25 protein-coding genes are annotated in these 26,508 nt (G+C 33.9%); 2 read left to right on the top strand and 23 right to left on the bottom strand.

Going from position 1 to position 26,508, the window contains the following annotated elements:
* Nucleotides 1-381: 381 nt before the first annotated feature.
* The 17 genes from GSY47_RS00185 to aspS form a co-directional block, all read right to left on the bottom strand.
* Nucleotides 382-1,152 carry a Bax inhibitor-1/YccA family protein gene (locus tag GSY47_RS00185; protein WP_179003268.1) on the bottom strand — a complete coding sequence of 257 codons (771 nt, stop codon included), beginning with the start codon at nt 1,150-1,152 and terminating at the stop codon, nt 382-384.
* A gap of 159 nt (nt 1,153-1,311) precedes the next feature.
* Nucleotides 1,312-2,703: an NADH-quinone oxidoreductase subunit N gene (locus GSY47_RS00180; RefSeq protein WP_179003267.1), complete on the bottom strand. Its 1,392-nt coding sequence runs from the start codon at nt 2,701-2,703 to the stop codon at nt 1,312-1,314.
* A gap of 65 nt (nt 2,704-2,768) precedes the next feature.
* Entirely contained in the window at nt 2,769-4,208 is a 1,440-nt protein-coding gene (locus GSY47_RS00175) for a complex I subunit 4 family protein (protein ID WP_179003266.1), read from the bottom strand.
* A 10-nt stretch (nt 4,209-4,218) separates the two neighbouring features.
* Nucleotides 4,219-6,102 (bottom strand): NADH-quinone oxidoreductase subunit L, encoded by a 1,884-nt coding sequence (gene nuoL, locus GSY47_RS00170; RefSeq protein WP_179003265.1) that lies wholly within the window; start codon nt 6,100-6,102, stop codon nt 4,219-4,221.
* Between the two features lie 6 nt (nt 6,103-6,108).
* Nucleotides 6,109-6,429, bottom strand: a complete 321-nt coding sequence (gene nuoK, locus GSY47_RS00165) for an NADH-quinone oxidoreductase subunit NuoK (protein ID WP_008466103.1) — start codon at nt 6,427-6,429, stop codon at nt 6,109-6,111.
* A complete protein-coding gene (locus tag GSY47_RS00160) occupies nt 6,429-6,968 on the bottom strand; it encodes an NADH-quinone oxidoreductase subunit J family protein (RefSeq protein WP_091490517.1) in 540 nt (179 codons plus the stop codon). The genes nuoK and GSY47_RS00160 overlap by 1 nt, the downstream gene beginning before the upstream one ends.
* Complete coding sequence (locus GSY47_RS00155) at nt 6,969-7,514, bottom strand: NuoI/complex I 23 kDa subunit family protein (protein WP_179003264.1); 546 nt, start codon at nt 7,512-7,514, stop codon at nt 6,969-6,971. It abuts the gene before it with no gap.
* Nucleotides 7,515-7,600: 86 nt separating this feature from the next.
* Entirely contained in the window at nt 7,601-8,653 is a 1,053-nt protein-coding gene (gene nuoH, locus GSY47_RS00150; RefSeq protein ID WP_179003263.1) for an NADH-quinone oxidoreductase subunit NuoH, read from the bottom strand.
* A gap of 6 nt (nt 8,654-8,659) precedes the next feature.
* The gene (locus GSY47_RS00145; protein ID WP_179003262.1) at nt 8,660-9,688 is read right to left on the bottom strand and encodes a 2Fe-2S iron-sulfur cluster-binding protein; all 1,029 of its coding nucleotides are present in this window, start codon (nt 9,686-9,688) and stop codon (nt 8,660-8,662) included.
* Between the two features lie 93 nt (nt 9,689-9,781).
* On the bottom strand, nt 9,782-11,152 hold the full coding sequence (gene nuoF, locus GSY47_RS00140; RefSeq protein ID WP_179003261.1) for an NADH-quinone oxidoreductase subunit NuoF: 1,371 nt from the start codon (nt 11,150-11,152) through the stop codon (nt 9,782-9,784).
* A gap of 1 nt (nt 11,153) precedes the next feature.
* Complete coding sequence (locus tag GSY47_RS00135; RefSeq protein ID WP_179003260.1) at nt 11,154-11,684, bottom strand: complex I 24 kDa subunit family protein; 531 nt, start codon at nt 11,682-11,684, stop codon at nt 11,154-11,156.
* Nucleotides 11,685-11,831: 147 nt separating this feature from the next.
* Nucleotides 11,832-13,070: an NADH-quinone oxidoreductase subunit D gene (locus GSY47_RS00130; protein ID WP_095929651.1), complete on the bottom strand. Its 1,239-nt coding sequence runs from the start codon at nt 13,068-13,070 to the stop codon at nt 11,832-11,834.
* 21 nt (nt 13,071-13,091) lie between these two features.
* The gene (locus GSY47_RS00125) at nt 13,092-13,613 is read right to left on the bottom strand and encodes an NADH-quinone oxidoreductase subunit C (protein ID WP_179003259.1); all 522 of its coding nucleotides are present in this window, start codon (nt 13,611-13,613) and stop codon (nt 13,092-13,094) included.
* Nucleotide 13,614: 1 nt separating this feature from the next.
* Nucleotides 13,615-14,163, bottom strand: a complete 549-nt coding sequence (locus GSY47_RS00120) for an NADH-quinone oxidoreductase subunit B (RefSeq protein ID WP_091490528.1) — start codon at nt 14,161-14,163, stop codon at nt 13,615-13,617.
* 156 nt (nt 14,164-14,319) lie between these two features.
* Entirely contained in the window at nt 14,320-14,685 is a 366-nt protein-coding gene (locus GSY47_RS00115) for an NADH-quinone oxidoreductase subunit A (RefSeq protein ID WP_091490530.1), read from the bottom strand.
* A gap of 242 nt (nt 14,686-14,927) precedes the next feature.
* Nucleotides 14,928-15,122, bottom strand: a complete 195-nt coding sequence (locus tag GSY47_RS00110) for a cold-shock protein (protein WP_007137066.1) — start codon at nt 15,120-15,122, stop codon at nt 14,928-14,930.
* A 307-nt stretch (nt 15,123-15,429) separates the two neighbouring features.
* On the bottom strand, nt 15,430-17,181 hold the full coding sequence (gene aspS, locus GSY47_RS00105) for an aspartate--tRNA ligase (protein ID WP_179003258.1): 1,752 nt from the start codon (nt 17,179-17,181) through the stop codon (nt 15,430-15,432).
* A 158-nt stretch (nt 17,182-17,339) separates the two neighbouring features.
* Here aspS and GSY47_RS00100 point away from each other — a divergent pair, with 158 nt between their 5' ends.
* Together GSY47_RS00100 and GSY47_RS00095 are read left to right on the top strand one after the other, a co-directional pair.
* A complete protein-coding gene (locus GSY47_RS00100; RefSeq protein ID WP_179003257.1) occupies nt 17,340-18,335 on the top strand; it encodes a TlpA family protein disulfide reductase in 996 nt (331 codons plus the stop codon).
* A 222-nt stretch (nt 18,336-18,557) separates the two neighbouring features.
* On the top strand, nt 18,558-18,905 hold the full coding sequence (locus GSY47_RS00095; RefSeq protein WP_179003256.1) for a toxin-antitoxin system YwqK family antitoxin: 348 nt from the start codon (nt 18,558-18,560) through the stop codon (nt 18,903-18,905).
* Between the two features lie 55 nt (nt 18,906-18,960).
* Here GSY47_RS00095 and GSY47_RS00090 read toward each other — a convergent pair whose 3' ends face one another.
* The 6 genes from GSY47_RS00090 to odhB form a co-directional block, all read right to left on the bottom strand.
* Complete coding sequence (locus GSY47_RS00090) at nt 18,961-20,073, bottom strand: PepSY-associated TM helix domain-containing protein (RefSeq protein WP_179003255.1); 1,113 nt, start codon at nt 20,071-20,073, stop codon at nt 18,961-18,963.
* A gap of 272 nt (nt 20,074-20,345) precedes the next feature.
* Nucleotides 20,346-21,896, bottom strand: a complete 1,551-nt coding sequence (locus tag GSY47_RS00085) for a PepSY-associated TM helix domain-containing protein (RefSeq protein WP_219071024.1) — start codon at nt 21,894-21,896, stop codon at nt 20,346-20,348.
* 6 nt (nt 21,897-21,902) lie between these two features.
* On the bottom strand, nt 21,903-22,205 hold the full coding sequence (locus tag GSY47_RS00080; RefSeq protein ID WP_179003253.1) for a hypothetical protein: 303 nt from the start codon (nt 22,203-22,205) through the stop codon (nt 21,903-21,905).
* A 20-nt stretch (nt 22,206-22,225) separates the two neighbouring features.
* The gene (locus GSY47_RS00075) at nt 22,226-22,558 is read right to left on the bottom strand and encodes a hypothetical protein (RefSeq protein WP_179003252.1); all 333 of its coding nucleotides are present in this window, start codon (nt 22,556-22,558) and stop codon (nt 22,226-22,228) included.
* A gap of 59 nt (nt 22,559-22,617) precedes the next feature.
* Nucleotides 22,618-25,056 (bottom strand): TonB-dependent receptor, encoded by a 2,439-nt coding sequence (locus GSY47_RS00070; RefSeq protein ID WP_179003251.1) that lies wholly within the window; start codon nt 25,054-25,056, stop codon nt 22,618-22,620.
* A 186-nt stretch (nt 25,057-25,242) separates the two neighbouring features.
* Nucleotides 25,243-26,487 carry a 2-oxoglutarate dehydrogenase complex dihydrolipoyllysine-residue succinyltransferase gene (gene odhB / locus GSY47_RS00065; RefSeq protein ID WP_179003250.1) on the bottom strand — a complete coding sequence of 415 codons (1,245 nt, stop codon included), beginning with the start codon at nt 26,485-26,487 and terminating at the stop codon, nt 25,243-25,245.
* Nucleotides 26,488-26,508 lie beyond the last annotated feature (21 nt).

Below are 26,508 nucleotides of genomic sequence, written 5' to 3'. Positions count from 1 at the left end.
ACACTAAATTATATATTAATTTTTAATTATTTAATTTTTTATATGTTAAAAAGAGAATAATTAAAATATTTTTATTTTTAAATGATAAATATGTAATTAATTGCACTGATTGTAATTAATTACATATTGGTGTAATTTAAAAAGGCTCAGATTTTATAAGTCTTTTGAGAAGTTCTTTTCTAAAGGTGTAAAATTTTAATAAAAGTGTATTTTTTTGGATGCAATAAATTACATTTTACAAATTTGTAGGAAATTAGCTTTTTTTGTTTTGATTGCTTGTGAGAATATCTAAAAAAAATGCTTGAAAGGGAATGATAGAAAATAAAAAAAGCCTTTTTGATTTTACTCAAAAAGGCTTCAAATAGTATTAAAAAGAACTTACTAGTCCTTGCTCGATAATTTTGATAAAAGTCTTAAAAATTCAATATACAACCAAACCAATGTAATCATTAATCCCATTGCACCGTACCATTCCATAAACTTTGGCATTCTTTCTTTTGCTCCTTTTTCAATTAAATCGAAATCTAGAAACAAATTAAGAGCGGCGATGATAATTACAAAAACACTAATTCCGATACTCATCATCGAATTTCCGTAATGAACGGGTGTCCAACTTGAGAACATTGATATCACCCAAGAAATTAAATAATAAGTTGCAATGGCTAATGTAGCCGCAACCACCACAGATTTAAATTGCTCTGTAACTTTAACGATTTTGAATTTGTATAAACCAAGACAAACTAAGAAAGTAACCAAAGTTGCTCCAACCGCATTAATTACAATTCCAGGAAATCTTAATTCGAATATGGCAGAAATTCCTCCAATAAATAAACCTTCAAATAAAGCATATCCTGGAGCTAGGTAAGGAGAATACTGAGGTTTAAAAGAAGAAATTAAGACCAAAACAAAGCCAACAATTGCTCCACCGATAGTTGGAAGCATCGGATTCATTCCATTAAATGCCATCCACCAAGTAACCATAGAGGCACCGCATAAGATTAGAAACAGGATTGCTGTTTTATTAATTGTTCCAGACACTGTCATTTCTTGGTTGTAATCAATAATCTGAGCTTGGTGTACTTCAGTTCTTGGTTCAGCATCAGACGAAAAACGCTTGCTGTTTAAAAATGGATTTTTTGAATTAAAGTTCATAATTTATACATTTAATTGAACTCAAATATATGGAGATTTTTTGAAGTGCAATTGAATGAACGGAATTTTTAACATGAATTTCTCTTCTTTATTTGTCATAAAAAAAATCCATCAAAATTAAGTTTGATGGATTTCTTTATATGATTGTATGCCTTTATCTTATTGCAATAAATCTAAAACTAATGAAGGGAATAAACCTAAAATGATGTTTAACGCAATTGATACTACTGCTGTAGCATAAATAAGAAATGGTTTTCCCGTTCTTTCCTGATTCGGCTCTTTAGAATACATCGCAATGATTAATTTGAAATAGTAACCCACACTGATAATAGAGTTAATTACTGCTACAATTACTAAACCAATATATCCTGCTTGAATAGTCTGATTGAATAAAAACAATTTAGCAAAGAATCCAGAGAAAATTGGAATTCCGGCCATAGACAATAAAGAAGCTGTCAAGATAGCTGCCAATAACGGATTTGTTTTTCCTAATCCGTGGAAGTTTGTAATGTCTTCATTGTCTTGATCTCTGCATACGTATAAAATAACACTGAAAGCAGCGATTCCTGACAAAGCATAAGCTGCAGTATAATATAATAAAACACCAGCTGAAGCAGAAACAGTTAATAATGTCATTAACATGAAACCTGCATGCGAGATTCCAGAGAAAGCAAGCATACGTTTTACGTTTACTTGTCTTAAAGCCATAATATTACCGACACACATTGAAGCGATAGAAATAATCACAACAATAACTTCAAAAGTATTTAGAAGATCTTGATTTTCTAAAGAAGAAATTACGTTCATTCCAGCAATCAGCTTAAATAAAGTGGCAATGGCTACTACTTTTGCCAATGTACTCATTAAAGCAGTAGTTAAAGCAGGAGAACCTTCGTAAACGTCTGGAGCCCAGAAATGGAAAGGAACTGCAGCAACTTTAAATAACATTCCAATAATCATTAAAATCAATCCAATTGGAAACCAGATTGGTAATTCTGCAGATAAAGCACTTTCGTGAATTTCGCTTATATCAAAACTTCCCATTGCTCCGTAAATCAAACAGATTCCGAATAGGATAATACCAGATGCGAAAGATCCCATTAAGAAGTATTTCATTCCCGCTTCGTTACTTTTAATATTTAAACGATCACTTGCCGCTAGAACATATAATGCAATAGATAAGATTTCAATTCCTAAGAAGAACATGGCTAAGTTTCCAAAAGAAACCATTGCAACAGCCCCAGCCAATAAGAATACTTTAATGGCAACGTAATCTGAAATTTTTGTTGGATGATTTTGGTAAAAATTATGACTTAACGCTACAAGGAAAATGGTCAAAACGATAAACAATGATGAAAAGGCTGTAGAGAACTTAGACACCGCAACCATGTTGTTGTAATAACTTTGTTCTGTTCCAAATTCATAGAAATTAAGTGCCAATACACCTATTAAACCCAAAATGGTAATAGGAATGATGGCCTTTCTTAAATTAAGAATTTCAAACAATAGGCAGAAAATACCCAATCCTGTTATAGCTATTAATGTATTCATTTTTGTCTTTTTGAGTTAGGATTGCAATTTGAAGTGTAATCCTAATTTATTTTTTGTTTAAAATATTAGTTCTTATTGATAACTTGTAAAATAGTTTCCAAGCTTGGTGTAATCAAATCTGTAATTGGTTTTGGATAGAATCCAAAGAACAATAAAACAGCGATAATGGCAACAAATGAGATTCCTTCGTTAAGAGAAACATCTGCAAAAGTTTTAGAGTTTGTTTCTCCTAACATTACATGCTGGAACATTCTCAACATATAGTAAGCTCCTAGAATAATAGTAGTTCCACCAAGAATTGCAAACCAAATATTTACTTGAGATAAACTGTATAATACTGTAAATTCTCCAACAAAGTTAAATGTGCTTGGCAATGCAACAGAAGCCAAAACTAAGATTAAAAACATTGAAGTAAATTTTGGAGACTGTGTACGAATACCGCCCATTGCTTCAATTTCTCTAGTTTCAAATCTTCTATAAATTACTTCAGCAGCAAAGAATAATCCCACTACCACAAAACCGTGAGCAATCATTTGCATAACAGCACCTCTTAAACCATCAAGAGTTAAAGTGTAAGAACCTGCAGCAATTAATCCAACGTGAGCAAGTGAAGAATAAGCTAATAATTTTTTAAGATCTTTTTGTCTCAATGCAACAATTGATCCGTAGATAACTCCGGCAATTCCTAAAGCGATAAAAATATTCATGTATTCTTTAGCAGCTAAAGGCGCAATTGGTAACTGCCAGCGAAGTACACTGTATAATCCCATTTTCAGCATGATACCAGATAAAAGCATTGTTCCAACTGTTGGTGCTTTTTGGTACACATTTGCCTGCCAAGTATGGAAAGGAATAATTGGAATTTTAATAGCATAAGCTAAGAAGAAAGCCAAGAAAATCCATAACTGCTCACAAGCAGATAAATCTAATTTGTATAAATCTTCAATTAAGAAAGAACCTGCTTTTGTATATAAATAAATAAAAGCGGTTAACATGAATAACGAACCGGCAAGTGTATAAATAAAGAATTTAACCACTGCTTTTCTGCGTTCTTCTGCATCTCCATTACCCCAGATTAAAGCAATAAAGTAGATTGGAATAAGTGCTAACTCCCAGAAAATATAATATAAAAGACCGTCAGCTGCTAAGAAAGTCCCAGTCATAGCAAAGGCCATGAACAAGATTAGACCGTAAAAAGCTTTAGCATTTTTATATTCATTTCCGAAAGAAGAAAATATGATAATCGGAGTTAGAGCTGCGGTTAGTAAAACCATTGCAAGCCCAAGTCCGTCTGCATTTAAAGCGAAAGAAATTTTTGGCTGAGTAATCCAGCTGTTGATTACGCTGATATTTTCGCCAGCCGAATAATTATTCAATAATACAATTGAACATACTAAAGCGGCTAAACTAAAAAGTAGAGCAACTTTTGAAGCTAGTTTGTCACCAGAAAAATAAGTGACAAATGCACCAATTAAAAGTATAATTAATATAGTAGAAACGTTCATAGTAATAATATTATTGAGCTAAAAATATATAGGAAACAATTGCACAAAGTCCTAAAACAAAAACAAATAGATATAATCCTATACTTCCGGTTTGTAATTTTTTTCCTTGAAAAGCAATTTCGTTTGCTATTTTACCTAATGCAAATACAAGAGCAGATAATCCTGTTTCGATATAATCTCTAAAGAATTTAGATAAACTATTTACTGGTGCTACAAATACAGCGTCGTAAACTTCGTCTACATAGTATTTGTTGTATAACACTTTGCTTAAACCAGTAATGTTTTCATCAGCTTCAGGAACATTATCTTGTTTAAAGTATTTTACGTAAGCAATTAAAATACCTAATAATCCGCCTAAAACAGCAACTCCCATTAAAGTGTATTCAGTTGTACCTAAATGATGCTCGCCTTCTGTTGCTTTTGTGAAAAGAGGAGCAAGGTATTTATTTAACCAGCTGTGTCCAGGTAAACTGATTAATCCTCCAAAAGTCGCTAAAATAGCTAAGATGATAAGCGGAATAGTAATTAATGAACCACTTTCGTGTAAATGGTGTTTTTGTTCTTCTGTTCCTCTAAATTCTTTGAAGAAAGTCAAGAACATTAAACGGAACATATAGAAAGCGGTCATAATTGAAGCAACCGATCCAACAACATATAATGGAATACTATGGTGGAAGGCAGTCAATAAGATTTCATCTTTTGAGAAGAAACCTGAGAAAAACGGAACTCCAGAAATTGCTAATGAAGAAATCAACATAGTCCAGAACGTAATTGGCATTACTTTGCGTAAACCACCCATGTTACGCATATCTTGTTCTCCGTGTAATCCATGAATTACAGATCCAGAACCTAAGAATAAACAAGCTTTAAAGAAAGCGTGAGTGATTACGTGGAAAACAGCTACTTCATAAGCTCCAAATCCTAACGCCAAAAACATTAAACCTAATTGTGAAACTGTAGAGTAGGCTAATACTTTTTTGATATCGTTTTGAACTAATCCAATTGTAGCAGCGACTAATGAAGTGATGGCTCCAATTATTGCGATTACAGATTGTACATCTGTTGCAAGGTCAAAAACAAAGTTTAATCTTGTTACCATAAAAATACCAGCAGTAACCATCGTTGCCGCGTGGATTAATGCAGAAACTGGAGTTGGTCCAGCCATCGCATCAGGTAACCAAGTGTATAACGGAATTTGAGCAGATTTACCACAAGCTCCAATAAACAAACATAAAGCTGCTAAAGAAAGTAAAGATGAATCTAAATTAGAAGCTCCGGCAATTGCCGTTTTTAAAGTGGCATAATCTAATGTAGAGAACATCGATCCGATGATGAACATTCCGATTAATAAACCTAAATCTCCAATTCTGTTCATGATGAAAGCTTTTTTCGCAGCATCATTGTAATCCTGGTTTTTATGCCAGAACCCAATTAATAGGTAAGAACAAAGTCCAACACCTTCCCATCCGATGAAAAGAACTAATAAGTTGCTTCCAATTACAAGTGTGATCATAAAGAAAACGAACAAATTCAGGTAAGAGAAGAATTTGTGCATATTTTCATCATCATGCATGTAACTGATAGAGTATAAGTGAATCAAAGATCCAATTCCTGTTACAAAAAGTAACCAAAGAACTGATAATTGATCTAATAAAAATCCAAGGTTGATTTTTAAGTTGCTAATTTGAATCCAATCAAATAAAGTAACCTCAATTCCTTTTCCGGTTGAAGTTATTTGATTAAAAAGTAAAAGAGAAACTACAAAAGAAATTGCTACGGCAATAGTTCCGATTGCACCAGAAACTGTTTTTCCTAAGCTTTTTCCAAAAAAGACATTTACCAGAAAACCTAGTAAAGGAGTTAAAACTAAAATTAAAGCTAAATTGGTATCCATTTCTGATTATCCTTTTAAATTTTTTAAATTATCGATACTAATTGATCCGATATTTCTAAAGATAGAAACTAAAATGGCCAATCCTACCGCAACTTCGGCTGCAGCAACCGCCATCGAGAAGAACACAAAAACTTGTCCTTGCGCATCTTGATGATAAGTTGAAAAAGCAACAAATAAAAGGTTTACCGCATTCAACATAATTTCGATAGACATGAAAACGATAATAGCATTTCGTCTGTACAATACACCAAAAATACCAATACAGAAAAGTACAACACTCAAAAAGATGTAGTTTTCAATACCTATTTGATTTAATATATTACCCATTATTTATTTAATTTTTCTTTTTTAGACAATAGAACTGTTCCAATCATAGCTACCAAAAGCAATACCGAAGCAAATTCGAATGGAACCATATATTCATCTAATAAAATTTTACCTAAAACTTTAATAGACTGAAAATCTTCTCCTGTAGAATCGTATTCTCCAACAATTGGTTTAGAGTTAATGAAGATTGTGATTAAAACAATCAAGATTAAACAGAAAGATACAATTGCTCCTAAACGTGTAATTCTAGGACGATGCACTTCTCGCTGTTCATTTAAGTTCATTAACATAATCGTAAACAGGAATAGAATCATAATAGCACCAGAGTAGACTATTATATGTACAACAGCTAAAAACTGAGAATTTAATAATAAATAATGACCAGCAATCGAGAAGAAACAAATCACTAAGTAAATAGCGGAGTGAATTGGGTTTCTGCTGAAAATAGTCAAGAAAGCAGTAATAACGGTAATAAACGCTAAAAAGCAAAAGATAACTTGTACAGTTGTTGCGTGTGCAAAATCAGGAATATGTATCATTTAGTTAGCATTTTTAAGTTGAGCATTTTTCATAGCCATTTCTAAAGGCATCACTAATTTATCTTTCCCGAAAATGAAATCTTCTCTGTTGTAGTTAGCAGGAACTAATACTTTAGAAGTAGTTAAGTAAATAGCGTCTTTTGGACAAGCCTCTTCACATAAACCACAGAAAATACAACGAAGCATATTGATCTCATAGATCTCAGCATATTTTTCTTCTCTGTATAAATGTTTTTCATCTGGTTTTCTTTCCGCCGCTTTCATAGTGATCGCTTCTGCTGGGCAAGATAAAGCACATAATCCGCACGCTGTACAGTTTTCACGACCTTGCTCATCACGTTTCAACATGTGCTGACCACGATAAACCGGACTCATCTCACGAACCTGCTCAGGATAGTGAATGGTAACTTTTTTTCTAAAAAGGTGTTTTACAGTAATAAATAAACCTTTTACAATCGCCACAAGATACAATCGTTCTAAAAAAGTCATGTCCTTATTTGACACCACCTTTTTTCTACCCGATAATGATATAGTTTCTATTGACATTTTTACTAGTATAGTTTATGATTCAAAATTTGAGTATTCAAATTCAAATCTATTTTGTTTTTTATTTGTGAATAATTACTGGTTTCTTAGAATCCTAAGAAAGCTGCAATATCGTGTCTTAATATTACAATACCTGTAATCATTATATTAATGATTGAAAGCGGAATTAAAATTCTCCAGCCTAAGTGCATTAATTGGTCATATCTAAATCTTGGAATTGTCCAACGTACCCACATGTAAAAGAATATGAAGAAACATATTTTTGCAAATAGAACTGCAATTCCTAATAAGTTAGCAGTATTTACGCCAACATTTTCTACCATCCACTGCATTCCAGGATAATTGTATCCTCCAAAGAACAAAACAGAAATAATAGTAGAAGAAATAAACATACTAGCATATTCAGCAAACAAATAGAATCCCATCTTCATAGATGAATATTCTGTATGGTAACCTCCAATTAATTCGTTCTCACATTCTGCTAAATCAAAAGGTGTTCTATTCGTTTCAGCAAAAGAACAGATTAAGAAAATTAAAAAGGATAATGGCTGATATAATACATTCCAGTGCCATTCTGACTGCTGTAATGAAATTTCTTTTAAACTCATTGTTCCAGTCATCATCAATAAAGCAATCATCGATAATCCCATGGCAACTTCATAAGAAACCATTTGAGATGCTGCACGAATTGCTCCCATTAATGAGAATTTATTGTTAGAAGCCCATCCACCAATCATGATTCCATAAACTCCAACAGAAAGAACTCCAAAAATGTATAATAAAGCGATATTGATATCTGTAGCCTGAAGAATAATGTCTCTTCCGAAAAGGTGAAGCCTGTCTCCCCACGGAATTACAGCACTTGTCATTAAAGCAGTACTCATTGCAATTGCAGGACCTACAACGAATAAAAATTTATTTGGTGTATTTGGAAAAAACTCTTCTTTAGAGAATAATTTCATACCATCTGCAAGTGGCTGTAATAAACCTCCCCATCCAGCACGGTTTGGTCCAACACGATCTTGCAAGAAAGCAGCAACCTTACGTTCTGCCCAAGTAGAATACATCGCCATAATCATTGTTACCGCAAAAACGACAACAATAACAACACTTTTTTCTATAATAAATGCACTTTCCATTTCTTACTATTTTTGATCTTTATCAGTTAATGGAATTGCTGCCATACTAATCTTTTTACGGTCGATATCTCTACCTAGAAGAATGTTCTTTTCAGTATCGATTGTAACTTTTTCTAATTTTTGAGTATAGTTATTTTGGTTGATAACAGAATCTTTTTCAAATTCTCTCGGTCCTTCAATAACCCAGTCTTTCACATCTTTGTGATCAAAACGACAGCTGTTGCAGATAAATTCTTCCACTTCATGGTACTCGTCTTTACGGCCAGTTACACGCTGAATTTCTCCACCAAACATCCAAACTGTAGTTTTACCGCAACATCCTGGAGTAGTACATTCTCTGTGTGCATTGTAAGGTTTGTTAAACCAAACTCTCGATTTAAAACGGAAAGTTTTGTCAGTTAAAGCTCCAACAGGACAAACGTCAATCATGTTTCCAGAAAACTCGTTGTCGATTGCTTTAGAAATTCCAGTTGAAATATTAGCGTGGTCACCACGATCTAATACTCCGTGAACTCTGTTGTCTGTCAATTGATCTGCAACTTGTACACATCTTTGGCATAAGATACAACGGTTCATATGCAGTTGAATATTTGGACCAATATCTTCTGGTTCAAATGTTCTTTTCTCTTCAATGTAACGAGATTTTGGGTTTCCGTGTTCAAAACTTAAATTTTGAAGATCACATTCTCCCGCTTGGTCACAAATTGGGCAGTCTAATGGGTGGTTGATTAATAAAAATTCTGTTACAGATTTACGCGCTTCGGTAACTCTGGCAGAAGATTTACTGTTTACTTCCATTCCGTCCATACATCCTGTTACACAAGATGCCATAAGTTTTGGCATTGGTCTTGGATCAGCTTCACTACCTTTAGAAACTTCAACTAAACAACAACGGCATTTTCCACCGCTGCCTTTTAATTTTGAGTAATAGCACATGGCTGGTGGTACCAAATCTCCACCAATCATACGTGCAGCCTGCAGGATCGTTGTTCCTGGTTCTACGTCTATACTTTGACCGTCTATGGTTACTTTCATCTCTTTATGATTTGAATGTTGAAAGTCGGAATATTGAAAAGAATTGCTGTCCTTTTTAACATTATGAACTTTATAACTTTCTGCTTTTTATTTTTATACGATTACTTTACCGCCAACTAAATGTTTCACTTGTGAAAAAGGTTCAGCGACAAAGTGATCTCTATTTTTAATTTTTTCAGGGAAACGAACGTGATATTCGAATTCATCTCTAAAGTGACGAATTGCTGCTGCTACTGGCCAAGAAGCGGCGTCACCAAGTGGACAAATGGTGTTTCCTTCAATCTTACTTTGAATGCTCCACAATAATTCGATATCTTCTTCACGGCCTTGACCGTTTTCAATTCTCCATAAGATTTTTTCCAGCCATCCTGTTCCTTCACGGCAAGGTGTACATTGTCCGCAAGATTCGTGGTGGTAGAAACGAGCAAAGTTCCAAGTGTTTCTTACCACACAAGCAGTATCGTTGTAAACAATAAATCCTCCAGAACCTAACATAGATCCGGTAGCAAAACCACCATCACTTAAAGATTCGTAAGTCATTAAACGATCTTCACCGTTTGCTGTTTTGAAAATCAATTCAGCTGGTAAGATTGGCACAGAAGAACCTCCCGGTACAAATGCTTTTAATGGACGACTAGAAGACATTCCTCCTAAATATTCATCAGAATTCATGAATTCGTCAACACTTAAACCTAATTCAATTTCGTAAACACCAGGATTTTTGATGTGACCTGAAGCAGAAATTAATTTAGTTCCAGTAGAACGTCCAATACCAATTTTAGCATAATCGTCTCCAGAGTTGTTTACAATCCAAGGCACAGTCGCAATTGTTTCAACGTTGTTTACCACAGTTGGATTTGCCCAAAGACCAGAAACCGCTGGGAAAGGTGGTTTAATACGAGGATTTCCTCTTTTACCTTCCAATGATTCGATTAATGCTGTTTCTTCTCCACAGATATAAGCTCCAGCTCCACAGTGAACGTGAAGTTCCAGATCATAACCTGTTCCTAATATATTTTTTCCTAACCAACCTGCAGCTTTTGCTTCGGCGATTGCTCTTTCTAAAATTTTGAAAACCCACATATATTCTCCACGAATGTAGATATAAGATAGGTTGGCGCCCAAAGCGTAGCTGGAAGTAATCATTCCTTCGATCAATAAGTGAGGAATGTATTCCATCAAAAATCTATCTTTGAATGTTCCAGGCTCAGATTCGTCGGCGTTACAAACTAAGTGTCTTGGTCTTCCTGATTTTTTGTCAATAAAACTCCATTTCATTCCGGCAGGGAAACCTGCACCACCACGCCCGCGTAATCCTGATTTTTTTACTTCCTCAGTTACTTCGTCCGGAGTTAATGTTTTTAAAGCTTTTTCTACAGAAGCGTAACCACCATTTTGGCGATAAACTTCGTAGGTTTTAATTCCAGGAATATTGATTTTATCTAATAATATTTTTTGTGACATCTTATTTATCGTGTAATATTATTTTATCATCTCTACAATCAGCAATAATCTGATCGATTTTTTCTTCTGTCAGTTTTTCTTTGTAGAAATCTCCCAACTGCATCATCGGAGCGTATCCGCAGGCACCTAAACATTCTACACCAGCAATGGTAAACATTCCGTCTGGAGTTGTTTCGCCCATTTTGATGCCAAGTTTCTCAGAAGTATAATCCATTAAATCTTCGGCACCTCTTAAACAGCAACAAGAAGTCTGGCAGAACTCAAACATATACTTACCAATTGGCTTCTGGTTGAACATCGTATAGAAAGTAACCACTTCATAAACCTCAATAGGTTTTATCTGAAGAATCTCGGCAACTTTATCTTGCAGTTCAATACTAAGCCAGTTGTTATGTGCATCCTGAACTTCATGCAAAACAGGCAATAAAGCCGATTTTTGTTTGCCCTCAGGATAATGACTAATTAATTCATTGATGCGGTTCATCAATGTCTCAGTCATGTTTATTTCTTGTTTGTAATGTTTACGTTCCATTTTTATTTTAGATTTTAGATTTTAGATTTTAGATTTTTTCAATCTTTGTCCGTAATCCATATTCTGCAATCTTTATTAATTTTAGATTTCTGATTTTAGATTTTAGATTTTCCAATCTGACATCTACATTCTAAAATCTTCAATCTTTTAGGCGTCTAATTCTCCTGCAATTACGTTCAAACTTGAAAGTATGATAATTGCATCAGAAAGCATGGCACCTTTAATCATTTCTGGGAATGCTTGATAATAAATAAAGCATGGTCTTCTGAAATGTAATCTATATGGAGTTCTACTTCCGTCTGTTACTAAATAAAAACCAAGTTCTCCATTTCCTCCTTCAACAGGGTGATAGATTTCTGCAACTGGTACAGGAACTTCTCCCATTACGATCTTAAAGTGATAAATTAAAGATTCCATAGAAGTGTAAACATCTTCTTTTGGAGGAAGGTAGTAATCTGGAACTTCAGCATGATATTCGTTTCCTGGAGGCATTTTTTCTAAAGCCTGACGAATAATGCTTAAACTTTCCCAAACTTCAGCATTACGAACGCAGAAACGATCGTAAGTATCACCTGATTTTCCAACAGGAACGATAAAATCGAAATCTTCGTAAGATGAGTAAGGCTGAGCTACACGTACATCATAATCAACTCCGGCAGCACGTAAGTTTGGACCTGTAAATCCGTAAGCCATTGCTTTTTCAGCAGTAATTCCTCCTACGTTTACAGTTCTGTCAAGGAAAATTCTGTTTCTTTCGAATAAGTTTTGGAATTCCTGCCAAACCGGTGGGAATTCTTCAAGGAATTTATCTAGTTTTTTGAAAACTTCTGGAGACCAGTCTCTTTCAAAACCACCGATTCTTCCCATATTTGTAGTCAAACGAGCTCCACAAATTTCTTCGTAGATTTCGTAGATTTTTTCTCTAAATTGAAAAACGTATAAGAAACCAGTATACGCACCAGTATCAACACCTAAGATTCCGTTACAGATAATGTGATCCGTAATACGAGCCAGCTCCATAACGATAACTCTTAAATACTGCGCTCTTTTAGGAACTTCAATACCTAATAATTTTTCTACTGTCATCCACCATCCCATATTATTAATAGGAGAAGAACAGTAGTTCATACGGTCTGTAAGAGGTGTAATTTGATAAAAAGGACGATTTTCGGCAATTTTTTCGAAAGCTCTGTGGATGTAACCAATAGTTGGCTCAGCCTCAAGAATTTTTTCACCATCCATTAAAAGGATGTTTTGGAAAATACCGTGAGTCGCAGGGTGAGTTGGACCTAAATTCAGTACAGAAAGCTCGCTTCCGTCTTCATTAAGTCTCTCCTTAATTATTTTAGCATAACGATGCTCTGGTGGTAATAATAGTTCTGACATTTTATAATGTTGAATTATTTTTTAGCAATTTGTTGTTGTTCTTCCAAAGAATCTGTCGTCTTTGTCGGTTCTTCCGCTGTCTTCCATTGGGAATTCTTTTCGCATTGGGTGAGACACCATTTCGTCCATATTTAAAATACGTTTCAATTGTGGGTGACCAATAAAATTGATTCCGTAGAAATCGAACGTTTCTCTTTCCATCCAGTTTGAACTTAGGAAAATATTTGAAACTGATTTAATTTCTGGTTTTTCACCGTTTAAGAAAACTTTTATTTTTATTCTTTTGTTTTCGTACCAGTTGTGTAAGTGATAAACAACTGCAAACTGACGCTCACTCTCATTATCTGGGTAATGGATACCGCATAAATCAGTTAAGAAATGAAATTTTAATTCTGGATCGTTTTTAAGGAATAGAATCAACGGTGTAATTTTATCAGCTGAAGCTTCTAAAGAAAAAATATCTCTTTCTTGCTGAAAGTTGAAAACATCGTTATTAAATGTTTCAGTAAGTTTATCTTGGATCAGGGTGTTTTCTAAAGCCATCTTAGGAGATATTATATGAAGCTAATAATTCTTGATATTCTGGTGAGCTTCTTCTTCTTACAGATTCGCTTTTTACCAGTTCCTGAAGTCTCATTACTCCATCAACAATTTGTTCTGGTCTTGGCGGGCATCCAGGAACGTAAACATCAACTGGAATTACTTTGTCAATTCCCTGAAGAACAGAATACGTATCAAATACTCCTCCTGAAGAAGCACAAGCTCCAACAGCAATCACCCAGCGAGGTTCTGACATTTGTTCGTAAACTTGTCTTAAGATAGGAGCCATTTTTTTTGAAATAGTTCCCATAACTAATAACATGTCTGCCTGTCTTGGTGAGAAACTCACACGCTCAGAACCAAATCGAGCTAAATCGTAATGAGATGCCATTGTTGCCATGAATTCGATACCACAACATGAAGTTGCAAAAGGAAGCGGCCACAATGAATTGGCTCTTGCTAAACCAACAACATCACTAAGTTTTGTAGCGAAGAAACCTTCACCAGTAACTCCTTCTGGCGGTGAAACCATATTTACTTTTGAATCGCTCATTTTTATTTTAGATTGTAGATTTCAGATTTTAGATTTTTGACCTTGAAACCGAAATCAATATTTTAAAATTCAATATTGTATTTTGAGATATTATTTTCAAACCTAAAATTCTAAATCAATTTAATCTAAAATCTAAAATCTGAAATCTAATATTTTTTATTCCCACTCTAATGCTTTCTTTTTGATGATGTAGAAGAAACCAACTAAAAGCAAAGACATGAAAACAATCATTTTTAACATTCCTTCAATTCCTAAATCTTTGAAGTTAACAGCCCAAGGATAAAGGAAAATAACCTCTACGTCAAACAATACAAATAAGATAGCAACTAAGAAGTATTTTACAGAGAATGGAATACGAGCGTTACCAACAGATTCGATACCACATTCGAAATTTTGATCTTTAACTTCAGAGGATCTTTTTGGTCCTAATTTTCCAGAAATAATGATTGTTCCTACCACAAAACCAACAGCTAGAATAAACTGCATTAAAATAGGAATGTAACTGTATTGATCAGATTGCATAAGCTTCGTTTTTTTACTTGAAAAGTGAGCCACAAAGATAACTTTCAAGTCTGTAAAACACAAGCTAAAAAAGGTTTTAAGTAGGGTGCAGAATGGCGTTTATGCCTAATTTTTATTGATTATAAATAACATCCAAGAATTTTAATATTTTTTTAAGAAATAGGCAAAAAAAAACGTCCCGATACTTCGGGACGTCTTCTGAGACCATTCAGAGGCAAAAAAAATAAATTGCTATATTTTTCTTAGATTACTGCTACTTTAGCAGCAACTTTCCCTTTTCTTCCTTCTTCTTCTTCATAGCTTACACGGTCACCTTCGCGTAATTCTTCCGCGTTAATTCCTGAAGCGTGAACGAAGATATCCTTTCCTGTTTCTTCGTCTGTAATGAATCCATAACCTTTAGACTCATTGAAAAATTTTACTGTACCTGTACGCATTGTAATTGTAATAATAATTTATAATAAAACAAATGTAACATATAAATTCATACAAAAGACATCTACCTGTTAAATTTTTGTAAAAATTATTGATTTACAGTGTTTTTACGTAGTTTATTACAGCAATTTGTTTATAGGATACCAATATTTGAGAATCATTAATTGTAAGAATATAAAAAAGGTTAAATTGTAAGAATTTAATAATTTGAAAAATGATCGACCTAAGATTTTTCTTAACATTTGTTTAAAATGAAAAAGACGCTGAAATTTCAGCGTCTTTTAATATATATCAATTCAAATTTGTAGATTAAATTGTGTCAATTTTAATTTTTAATTCTTTCAATTGTGCATCATCAATTGCAGCTGGTGCATCAATCATAACATCACGTCCAGAATTGTTTTTAGGGAAAGCGATAAAATCTCTAATCGTTTCCTGACCTCCTAAAATGGCAACTAATCTGTCAAGACCAAATGCTAATCCTCCGTGAGGCGGTGCTCCAAACTGGAAAGCATCCATTAAGAATCCGAATTGCGCTTTTGCTTCTTCTTCAGTAAATCCTAAATATTTAAACATTAATTGCTGTGTCGCTTTATCGTGAATACGAATAGAACCTCCACCAATTTCGTTTCCGTTTAAAACCATGTCATAAGCATTTGCACGAACTTTTCCTGGCTCTGTTTCCAGTAATGCCATATCTTCTGGTTTTGGAGACGTAAACGGGTGATGCATTGCATGATAACGACCGCTTTCTTCATCTAATTCCAATAATGGAAAATCTACCACCCATAATGGAGCAAATTCTTCTGGATTACGCAGACCTAAACGAGTTGCCAATTCCATACGAAGTGCAGATAATTGTGCTCTAGTTTTGTTTGCTGGTCCAGAAAGTACAAAAATCATATCTCCAGGATTAGCTTCTGTAGCTTTTGCCCAGTTTGCCAAATCATCATTATCGTAGAATTTATCTACAGACGATTTGTATGTTCCATCTTCGTTGCATTTTACATAAACCATTCCAGACGCTCCAACTTGTGGACGTTTTACCCAGTCAATTAAGCCGTCGATTTCTTTACGAGTATAATTTCCTGCTCTTGGAACTGCAATTCCAACAACCAATTCTGCGGCATTAAATACAGGGAATTCTTTATGCTGTGCAAATTCGTTTAATTCTCCAAACTTCATTCCGAAACGAATGTCCGGTTTGTCATTTCCGTATGTTTTCATGGCATAATCGTAGGTAATTCTTGGGAATTTGTCTACTTCAATGCCTTTAATTTCTTTTAATAAATGCCTTGTCAAACCTTCGAAAACGTTCAAAATGTCTTCTTGCTCCACAAATGCCATTTCGCAGTCTATCTGAGTAAACTCTGGCTGACGGTCTGCACGTAAATCTTCGTCACGGAAACATTTCACGATTTGGAAATATTTATCCATTCCACCTACCATCAATAATTGTTTGAAAGTTTGTGGAGATTGTGGTAAAGCATAAAACTGACCTTCGTTCATACGGCTCGGCACCACGAAATCTCTTGCTCCTTCTGGAGTTGATTTGATTAAATAAGGTGTTTCAACTTCGCAGAAATCTAAATCAGAAAGATATTTTCGAACTTCCATTGCTACTTTATGACGGAACAATAAACTGTTTTTTACCGGATTTCTACGAATATCCAAATAACGGTATTTCATTCTGATATCTTCACCACCGTCCGTTTCATCTTCAATCGTAAATGGAGGAGTAAGAGCAGTATTTAAAATAGTCAATTCAGAAACTAAAATTTCGATTTCACCTGTTGGAATATTTTTGTTTTTAGCTTCACGCTCAATAACAGTTCCTTTTACCTGAATAACAAATTCTCTTCCCAGAGTTTTTGCCAATTCAAAAACGGTTTTATCAGTACGACTTTCATCGAAAATAAGTTGTGTGATTCCATAACGGTCGCGTAAATCGACCCAATTCATAAATCCTTTATCACGTGATTTTTGAACCCAGCCCGCAAGTGTAACTTCGGTATTAATATTTGAAGCGTTTAATTCGCCGCAATTATGACTTCTATACATAATCTCAATTTTAGACTGCAAAAGTAAATACAAAATTCAAGATAATATAGTAAAGTGATAAACTTGATGTATAGAATTTTAAATATTTTGTTAATTCTTAAATTACGAAGCTTTAAATTCTTTAGATTTGAATCACTAAAAAACTAATAATAATACCCATGAAAAAACTTTTTGTTGCAGGTTTGATACTTTTTAATGCTTTGAATGTGATTGGACAAGGCAAAAGTACGGTTAAGTTCACTGCTAAAATCGCAAATAGAAATAGCGACACTTTAGTCATTAGAGGAAAGGATAATTTTAAGCAAGTAATTCCAATAGATAAGAAACAAGTATTTGCAGCAACTTTTGAGGCTCCGAAAGGGTTTTATATGTTTTCTGATGGAACTGAATCTTCTAATTTATTCTTAAAACCAAATTCTGAAGTCAATTTGACTATGAATGCGAAAGAATTTGACGAAACGATAGTATATAAAGGTAAAGGTGTAAACGAAAGCAACTTTTTAGCGCAGCAAGCTTTAAAAGATGAAAGTTTTCAAAAAGATGCTTTTTCAAAGGAGTCAGGAGAGTTTACAGCTTTGCTTGATGCAAAATTAAAAGCAGATACCGAAAATCTTGAAAAAGGTGATCTTGATCCAGAATTTAAAGTGGCTATGAGAAGAAGCATCGAAGGCTTTAATAAATATGCTGCAGAAGAATATGATAGAGCTGCAAAAGCGAATAAAATGGTTGGGAAAGCTTCTCCAGGGTTTGATTATGAAAATTTTAAAGGAGGAAAAACAAAATTATCTGATTTAAAAGGGAAATATGTTTATATTGATCTTTGGGCAACATGGTGTGCTCCTTGTAGAGCCGAAATTCCTTATCTGCAAAAAATTGAAGAAAAATATCACGGCAAGAATATCGAGTTTGTGAGTATTTCTATTGATAAATTAAAGGATAATGAAAAGTGGAAAAAATTCGTAACCGATAAACATCTTGGCGGTGTACAGCTTTTTGCTGATAAAGATTGGGAATCTGAATTTGTGGTTAATTATGGAGTAACTGGAATTCCTAGATTTATTTTAATTGATCCTCAAGGAAATGTTATGAAGTCTGATGCACCTAGACCATCTGATCCTGAGCTTGATAAACAGCTAGGTACTTTATTGAACTAAATTATTTACGAAATTTATAACGTTCTCGTAAAAACAAGTTTTTTTATAGAATATCAGTAAAACCAGTGCTTGAGCGCTGGTTTTTTTATTTTCTGTAATTTTCTAATGTTAAGTTTTTATTTAATGTTACCAAATTGTTAAGTAAAAGTTTTTTAAATGTAAACTATTAACTATATTTGATAACAATTTAGTAACATTCAATAACATTTAATACCTGACGATATGAAAAAGTGTGTGATTTTAGCGGCTGTATTATTCTCTGGAATTCTAACAGCACAAGAAGGTAAACCTGAATTAGAAACTGTTGGAAATAAAGTAAAAGCAACTTACTATTATGAGAACGGTAAAATACAGCAGGAAGGCTTTTTTAAGGATGGAAAATTGGACGGTATCTGGGTATCTTATGATGAAAATGGAAATAAAAAAACCGTTGGAGAGTACACAGACGGACAAAAAACTGGAAATTGGATCTACTTTAATGAAAACAGCTTGAAAGAAGTTGCTTATGTGGATAACAAAGTTAGTTCAGTTAAAAACTTACAGAAAAATGCTTTAGCAAACAGAAACTAATAAAGTTTCGAAAATTATAAAGAACCGTCTCGTTTTTTTAACGAGGCGGTTTTTTTTATGCCTTAGATTTTTTGGTTTTATAATTTCTTCCATACCAAATTATGAAACCAGTTACAGGAAGTGCGGCCGCAAATAAGCTTACTATAAAAGCGATAATTTTTCCAGGAAGATCTAATATTTGACCAGTATGAATTCCGTAATTCATTTCGACAACCTTTAGCCCCAAACTTTTATCTTGAAAGGTTTGTTTTTGGATTAAGTTTCCATTGTAAGGATGAAAATAATAATTACTTTGTTGATCGTATCTTAAAGTATGCGGATAAGCTCCTGTGTTTATAATATCACCTTTTTTTTGAGGTAATAAGATATAAAACATTTCTGCTTCAGGATTTTTTATCATAGTTTGATAAAGAGCTTTGTCAATTGCAGCAGAAGTATTGTATTCAAACTTTGTTGTGTCTATAACGGGAGCTTGTGTTTCGATTGTTTTATTTCCTCCAAAATTAAATGCCTTGTAGACTCCATCACCAACCCATTCATACGTAAAAGTAAGCCCTGTTATGGCTAAAATTAATGCAATAAGTGAAATGTAGAAACCTGAAGTATTATGCCAGTCATAATTAACACGACGCCATTTTGCAGACCATTTTACAGTAAGGCTTCTTTTTAAATCGGATCTTTTTTTGGGCCACCATTGTATAATTCCAGAAATCAATAAAAGAATAAAAGTAATGGTTGCGCCACCTATAATATGCTTTCCTATATAGTCTGGAAGCAATAAATACAAATGAATATTTTCAACAATAATAAAAAAATCTGTTTTTGGATTTTCGGTTTTTAAATATTCTCCTGTGTAAGGGTTAAAATAAAGGTATAAATTTTCTGTTTCAGAGTAAGTATAAACAATTGCAGAGCGATTTTTTCCATAAAAAGAAATCATAGATTGTTTATAATCTGGAAGAATTTTCTTGGCCTTCAACTGTAATTCAGACGCAAGAATGAAAGGCTTATTTTGTGGTTCAACCAAACGCCATTCTTTTCGGGTAATGTCTTTAATTTCATCATGAAAACAGAAAATACAGCCCGTAATACTGATTATAAAAACAATAAGCCCAGAAATTAATCCGAGCCATTTATGAAGAAACCGTATTTGCGTCTTGAATCCCATTTTTTGATTAAAAGCGTAAAAGTATGCTCAAAATCTATATGGGACAAATAATTCTAATTATTTTGTTTGAAGACTAAGGGTTTACAAAAGAATTAATCTTGTATAGTCGCTAAATTTTGTTTCACGCAGATTTTGCAGATTTGGGAGATTTCCCTAAAATATTTTTTATCTGCTTGATCTGCAGAATCTGCGACAGCAAATCTCTGCAACTCTTTTAATCTTTAGTTTAAAAATGAGACTTTGTGTCTTAGCGCCTTTGTGGCAAAAAAAAATTATGCAACCACTTTCTTAGGCTTTAAATGATAAGCCACATATAATGAAATGGAAGCTAAGAAAATCCAGAAAACATCAATAAAGAAAATCTGAATTTTATTCTCCATAAAAGAAGTCCAAAACCATTCTCCAGAAACAATTCCATTAGTAATTGGAATTAGGAAACCTAAGATACTTCCCGAAATCAAACAGAATTTATTGGTAAATCCATCATTCTTTTTAATGATAAAAAATATCGTTAGCAATAACCATCCGCCAAAATAAAGTCTGAATAAATTTGCTTGACTTAAAGGATAGAAAATTTTACTTCCAATAAAAGCCAAAGCGGTAATTGGGTACATGCTTAAGCAGATTGCCAAATAAATACGGACAACTGCATTGTTGAAACGTCTTTTCTTTTCGGGCATATTGTTTTTCTGTCTCGCAACCAGCCAAATCATAACTCCGGAAATGATTACAAAGCAAGTTATAATTCCCAGCAAAAAGCTTACTATTCTTAAAGCGTATCCTCCATAATCGCCAAAATGGATTCGGTACAAAACATTTTTTATGACATCTAAATAACTGGTTTGCGAGATGGGATCTTTTTTGGCAATTTCTTTCCCATCAGCAATTCGATAAACCACTTTTCCAATTCCAGTAAATTTTTTGTGACTCAAAAGTTCTCCTTCAACCAAAACGTGCATATTGACATCGCCGTAATTTTGGATAAAAACACGAGTGATTTCAAAATCAGGCCAGTTCTTTTTTGTTTTCGCAACCAGTTCGTCGATATTAAATGGATTCGCCAGTTTTTTGTTCTCAAACTTATAGTCGGGATCTGTGTATTCTAATTCTTTATATAATTTGCTCTGGTCATTATCGTACAAAGCCATTACAGCTGGCGCTACAAGCAGAAGTTTAATCATAAAGAAAGCTCCAGTAACAGCATAGACAAATTGAAAAGGAAGACCAATCATTCCTAATGCAGTATGCGCATCTGTCCAAAGTGTTTTTAATTTTTCTTTTGGTCGGAAAATATAAAAGTTAGAGACTATTTTATTCCAATGCAATAATACTCCGGTTACAACCGCAAACAAGAAAAACAAGGCTACAAAACCGGAAAGATAATATCCTACAGGATACGGAATCTGTGCAAAGAAATGTAAACGATATAAAAGTTCTCCCAAAGAATAAGATTCTTCGTAAGTAAAGGATTTAAAGTTTTTTGGATTTAGATAGAAAAATTGACTGTCGCGTTGTTTTTTTGGAGCTAAAGTATCTTTCGTTCCTTCCATGTAAACATTAACTCTTTCTTCGTTAGAATGTTTAGAGATGGTAATGTTTCTGCCGTGTAAAACATATTTTTCATCCAGATGCTTTAGCGCTTTATTATAGTCTAATTGGATTTCTCTTGTAATTGCCGTAGATTCACTTCTTTCCCAATTGATGATTTCATCTCTAAAAAAAGAAAAAGATCCAGCAAAGAAAATTACAAAAAGAGCTACGCTGATAACGATTCCGCTGACAGTATGTGTGTGAAAATAGATGTTGTAGTGACGGTTGTTCATAAAATATTATTGTGCCGTATGGTTATAAGTTTGACCTAAATAAATAAAAAGACAAAAAAGCAGTGTCAACAAAAGGTAAATTCCCCATATTTTCCAGCCACTTTTGGCAAGAAATGCAATTACCATTAAAGCTACCCAAAGAATAAAACCGGTAAAAGCCATGGTGATAAGTACGTTTGCACGATTAAACCAAGCGGCTAAAGCTAAATGAAAAGTAACAGAAACAAAGTAGCCTCCTAAAATAGCAGCCGTAATTTTGGAAAAGCGTGGCCAAAAAGCAGGGTTTAAATATTTTGAATTCGCTGGCATATTGTAATTTAAAAATGATATTAGTTATAGTAAAGTTCTAATAGCGCAACAAAAATTAGCAGGGCTAAAAGTACTTTGCTGTTTATTTTTTTTAATGGTTGGAGAATAACGATTAAGCTTCCAATGGTCATTAACTGAATAAAAAACATCAAAGTGCCACAACCTAAAGATTGTGTAAAAAGCCACATTATGTAAGCTGTAAACAATAATGATAAGCCAATAATTTTAGTTGGTTTTGGATTGTCTTTCATCCATTTTTCAAAACCTAAATCATACGATAAAACTGCTCTTTTTGAAGTGTAGTAAAGTGTATAAAAAGCAAGAAAAACAATAAGGCTGGCAATGGTAATCATAATCTTTAAAATTTAAAACACCTTTCGAGTCAAATCGAAAGGTGTTAGGATATTGTATATTAGAATTTGTATGCAACAGATCCCATAAACATTCTAGGCGCTTGAACGTTTATTGTAGTGTAACCATTAAAATACAATTCGTCTGTTAAGTTGTTCACTTTTAATGATAATCTGTATTTAGGCTGATCGTAATATAAAGCAGCATTTAAAACAGCGTATGATGGTAATGTAAATGTTTGTCTTTCTGTAATACCTGTATTAGCATCAGTTACATTTCTGTTGTAAGCATAAGTTTTATCAGCGAAGTTTCCTCCAAAACCAATACCTAAACCTTTCAATTTAGTAGTCTGTAAACTGTAGCTGATCCAGTAATTAATTAAGTTTTCTGGTCCTGCAGTTTCTGGACGTAATCCATTAACGTCTGCATTTGCATTGTTTAATTTACTGTTGTTAAAAGCATATCCAAAGATGAAGTTTAATCCAGAAATTGGATTTGCCGTAACTTCGGCTTCAAAACCTTTACTGGTTTGATTTCCGTCTTGAATGTTTGTGTTTGCAATTGGTCCAGTTCTTACGATATCTTTAACTTCGATATTGTAATAACTGAAAGTTGCGCTTAATTTATTTTGAAAAGCATTTAACTTAACTCCACCTTCAAACTGATTTGCTTTTTCTGGATCAAAAGCTCTTAATTCAGGTGTTCCATTTACGTTTGCATTTAGATATCCAACGTTTTTGAAACTGTTTTGGTAGTTTCCAAAAACAGAAACCTGATCTTTAATAATTTGGTATACTACTCCAAATTTTGGAGACAATGCATTTTGCGAATAATTACCAGTAGTAGTATTGGCAGCAGGATTAAAAGTACCGCCATTTTGAAAATGATCAAAGCGTAAAGCAGCAGAAAGAATTAATTTATCGGTAACATTGATAACATCTGCAACATATGCACTGTAAGTTGTTAAAGTTGTCAGGTTTTTATTTACTGTTCCCTCTGCAAAAAGCGCTTCGATTTTATCAGGATTAAAATCATAATAATTGGCATTTGTGGCAGTGTAATCTACCTCGTCGAATGTGAAACCAGTTGGTAGATATCCGTAACCGCTTTTGGTTTCTAAACGGTAAATATCGCCTCCAATTAGCGCTCTGTGTTTCATTCCGAGTAACTCAAATTCTCCATTGAAGTTTTGCTGGAATTCTAAGATATTATCTCTTCCGTCGATATTCCAGGCATTTCGAGACATTTTATTATTTCCTAATAAATAAAACCAGATTTGAGGTCCTTTCGATTGATTTGTACTTGTGCTTAAAACCGTTTGAGATTTCCAATTGTCTGAGATTGCATAATCTGCCTGAGCAAAAATGTTACTCGTTTTAGTATTCATCATGAATTCGCCTCCTGTGAAAGATCTTTTCCAATTCATGTCAATCTCTTTAGCGTCGTGAAGCCCTAAACCATTAGGCGTTGTTCCATAATAAATATAGGCTAAAGGCATAGATGATGCATCAACATTAGATAATTCAGCATCAATAGAGATCGTTAATTTATCATTTACTTTGTAAGAGAAAGAAGGAGCGAAGAAGTAGCTTCTTGTATGTCCGTAATCCTGAAAAGTATTTGAGTTATTATAAGCTCCATTTATTCTTAAAAGAGCAGTATCGTCATCATTTAATGAAGTATTTACATCGGCAGTTAATCTGTTTAAGCCGTAACTTCCAGACTGATATGAAATTTCTCCTCCAAAACGTTCCGAAGGTTTTTTGGTTACACGGTTGATTAAACCTCCATAAGAAGTCAATAAACTTCCAAACAAAGTAGCAGAAGGTCCTTTGATGCTTTCAAGTCTTTCTAAGTTCGAAGCATCAACATTATTAGTGATTTTTCCAGCGATTCCGTTTCTTAATAAACTTTGCGTTATAAATCCGCGAGAAGCGAAGTATGATCCACCATCACCAACACGACCAGTTGAAGCCCAAAGCTGGTAAAGTCCAGGAACGTTTTTAAGTGCCTCGTCTTGGTTTACTACTAATTGATCTTTCATTAAGTCTTTAGTTACTACACTGTAAACTTGTGAGTTCTCAAGATTTTTGATTGACATTTTAGAAACATAGCTGCTCTCTGCTTTGGTATACTTGTTTGCATTACTTTTCACAAAGATTTCTTCTAATTGTTCTGAATTATTGGTTAAAACAAAGTTTCTTGTTAAAACCTGACCTTCACTTACAATGATGTTTTCTTCTTTTGAGGAATGCCCAACAGCAGAAATTCGGATAGTATAATTGCCTGGATTTACATTTTTGATTTCGTAAAATCCAAGGTTATCTGTTACAGTTCCTATTTTGGTGCCTTTTAAAACTACAGAAACGTTGTCTGCAGCTTCATTATTTGAAAGACTGATTTGTCCTTTGACAGTTGCTTTTTCCTGTGCTTGTGCTTTTGTTGAAGCAAACAAAACAAAGCAAAAACTTATAATAGATAGTAAAGTTTTAAAACTCATGTTATTTAGAATTGATTTTAATAAGGCAAATGTAAGTTATGAACTCACACAAAACAAATTATTGTTATTTATTCTAAATAGTTTTTTGAAAAATATATTTTTAATCAGAAAAGTTATTTGATTAAAACAAAAAAACCTGTTCAAATCAATGAACAGGTTTTATATATGTGTGAAAAATTATTCTGATTACAATTCTAAAGCACGTTTAGCATCGCCATTCATTAATAATTCTACTGGGTTTTCTAAAGCTTCTTTTACAGCAACTAAGAAACCAACTGACTCACGTCCGTCGATAATTCTGTGATCGTAAGAAAGAGCAACGTACATCATTGGGTGAATTTCCACTTTTCCATTAACAGCGATTGGACGCTCGATGATGTTGTGCATTCCTAAAATTCCTGATTGAGGAGGGTTTATGATTGGAGTAGATAACATACTTCCAAAAACACCACCATTTGTGATTGTGAAAGTTCCTCCAGTCATATCGTCAACTGTAATTTGACCATCACGAGCTCTCAATGCTAATCTTTTGATTTCAGCTTCAATTCCACGGAAAGTCAATAATTCAGCATTACGAACAACAGGAACCATTAATCCTTTTGGTCCAGAAACTGCGATTGAGATATCAGCAAAATCATAAGCAATTTTGTAGTCACCATCCATCATTGAGTTAACATCTGGGTATAATTGTAAAGCTCTTGTAACTGCTTTTGTAAAGAATGACATGAAACCTAAACCAAGACCACCATGTTTTGCTTTGAACGCATCTTTGTATTCATTACGAATTTGGTTGATTGGCGTCATGTTTACTTCGTTGAAAGTAGTAAGCATAGCAGTTTCATTTTTAGCTGAAACTAATCTTTCTGCTACTTTACGACGTAACATAGATAATTTTGTACGCTCAGTTCCACGGCTTCCACCAGTTGGAGTTCCCATAGAAGGCACTGCGTTTACAGCATCATCTTTAGTGATTCTTCCACCTTTACCAGTTCCTGTTACAGTTGCTGGAGCAATATTTTTCTCGTCTAATATTTTTCTTGCTGCTGGAGATGGAGTTCCCGCTGCATAACTTGTGGCTGCAGGAGCTTGTGCTGGTTCAGCCTTTGGAGCCTCAGCTTTTACTTCAGCTTTAGGAGCTTCCGCTTTTGGTGCCTCTGCTGCTGGAGCTTCTGATGTGCCACCTGCTGGTTTTGCAGCATCTGTATCAATTAAACAAACTACAGCACCAACTGCTACTGTATCACCTTCTTCAGCTTTTAGTGTAATTACACCGCTCATTTCAGCAGGTAATTCAAGAGTAGCTTTATCTGAATCAACTTCAGCAATTGCTTGATCTTTTTCTACATAATCTCCGTCTTTTACTAACCAAGTTGCAATCTCAACTTCTTTTATTGACTCCCCTGGTGATGGGACTTTCATTTCTAAAATCATCTTATTTCTTTGTTTAAGGTT

It is taken from the genome of Flavobacterium quisquiliarum (assembly GCF_019308285.1).
GTDB lineage: Bacteria > Bacteroidota > Bacteroidia > Flavobacteriales > Flavobacteriaceae > Flavobacterium > Flavobacterium quisquiliarum.
This window is presented reverse-complemented; position numbering and strand designations above follow the sequence as displayed.

What these genes read in the sequence shown, in the direction of transcription:
- GSY47_RS00185 (WP_179003268.1), bottom strand. Translation starts at nt 1,152, where the DNA reads ATGAACTTTAATTCAAAAAATCCATTTTTAAACAGCAAGCGTTTTTCG.
- GSY47_RS00180 (WP_179003267.1), bottom strand. Translation starts at nt 2,703, where the DNA reads ATGAATACATTAATAGCTATAACAGGATTGGGTATTTTCTGCCTATTG.
- GSY47_RS00175 (WP_179003266.1), bottom strand. Translation starts at nt 4,208, where the DNA reads ATGAACGTTTCTACTATATTAATTATACTTTTAATTGGTGCATTTGTC.
- nuoL (WP_179003265.1), bottom strand. Translation starts at nt 6,102, where the DNA reads ATGGATACCAATTTAGCTTTAATTTTAGTTTTAACTCCTTTACTAGGT.
- nuoK (WP_008466103.1), bottom strand. Translation starts at nt 6,429, where the DNA reads ATGGGTAATATATTAAATCAAATAGGTATTGAAAACTACATCTTTTTG.
- GSY47_RS00160 (WP_091490517.1), bottom strand. Translation starts at nt 6,968, where the DNA reads ATGATACATATTCCTGATTTTGCACACGCAACAACTGTACAAGTTATC.
- GSY47_RS00155 (WP_179003264.1), bottom strand. Translation starts at nt 7,514, where the DNA reads ATGTCAATAGAAACTATATCATTATCGGGTAGAAAAAAGGTGGTGTCA.
- nuoH (WP_179003263.1), bottom strand. Translation starts at nt 8,653, where the DNA reads ATGGAAAGTGCATTTATTATAGAAAAAAGTGTTGTTATTGTTGTCGTT.
- GSY47_RS00145 (WP_179003262.1), bottom strand. Translation starts at nt 9,688, where the DNA reads ATGAAAGTAACCATAGACGGTCAAAGTATAGACGTAGAACCAGGAACA.
- nuoF (WP_179003261.1), bottom strand. Translation starts at nt 11,152, where the DNA reads ATGTCACAAAAAATATTATTAGATAAAATCAATATTCCTGGAATTAAA.
- GSY47_RS00135 (WP_179003260.1), bottom strand. Translation starts at nt 11,684, where the DNA reads ATGGAACGTAAACATTACAAACAAGAAATAAACATGACTGAGACATTG.
- GSY47_RS00130 (WP_095929651.1), bottom strand. Translation starts at nt 13,070, where the DNA reads ATGTCAGAACTATTATTACCACCAGAGCATCGTTATGCTAAAATAATT.
- GSY47_RS00125 (WP_179003259.1), bottom strand. Translation starts at nt 13,613, where the DNA reads ATGGCTTTAGAAAACACCCTGATCCAAGATAAACTTACTGAAACATTT.
- GSY47_RS00120 (WP_091490528.1), bottom strand. Translation starts at nt 14,163, where the DNA reads ATGAGCGATTCAAAAGTAAATATGGTTTCACCGCCAGAAGGAGTTACT.
- GSY47_RS00115 (WP_091490530.1), bottom strand. Translation starts at nt 14,685, where the DNA reads ATGCAATCTGATCAATACAGTTACATTCCTATTTTAATGCAGTTTATT.
- GSY47_RS00110 (WP_007137066.1), bottom strand. Translation starts at nt 15,122, where the DNA reads ATGCGTACAGGTACAGTAAAATTTTTCAATGAGTCTAAAGGTTATGGA.
- aspS (WP_179003258.1), bottom strand. Translation starts at nt 17,181, where the DNA reads ATGTATAGAAGTCATAATTGCGGCGAATTAAACGCTTCAAATATTAAT.
- GSY47_RS00100 (WP_179003257.1), top strand. Translation starts at nt 17,340, where the DNA reads ATGAAAAAACTTTTTGTTGCAGGTTTGATACTTTTTAATGCTTTGAAT.
- GSY47_RS00095 (WP_179003256.1), top strand. Translation starts at nt 18,558, where the DNA reads ATGAAAAAGTGTGTGATTTTAGCGGCTGTATTATTCTCTGGAATTCTA.
- GSY47_RS00090 (WP_179003255.1), bottom strand. Translation starts at nt 20,073, where the DNA reads ATGGGATTCAAGACGCAAATACGGTTTCTTCATAAATGGCTCGGATTA.
- GSY47_RS00085 (WP_219071024.1), bottom strand. Translation starts at nt 21,896, where the DNA reads ATGAACAACCGTCACTACAACATCTATTTTCACACACATACTGTCAGC.
- GSY47_RS00080 (WP_179003253.1), bottom strand. Translation starts at nt 22,205, where the DNA reads ATGCCAGCGAATTCAAAATATTTAAACCCTGCTTTTTGGCCACGCTTT.
- GSY47_RS00075 (WP_179003252.1), bottom strand. Translation starts at nt 22,558, where the DNA reads ATGATTACCATTGCCAGCCTTATTGTTTTTCTTGCTTTTTATACACTT.
- GSY47_RS00070 (WP_179003251.1), bottom strand. Translation starts at nt 25,056, where the DNA reads ATGAGTTTTAAAACTTTACTATCTATTATAAGTTTTTGCTTTGTTTTG.
- odhB (WP_179003250.1), bottom strand. Translation starts at nt 26,487, where the DNA reads ATGATTTTAGAAATGAAAGTCCCATCACCAGGGGAGTCAATAAAAGAA.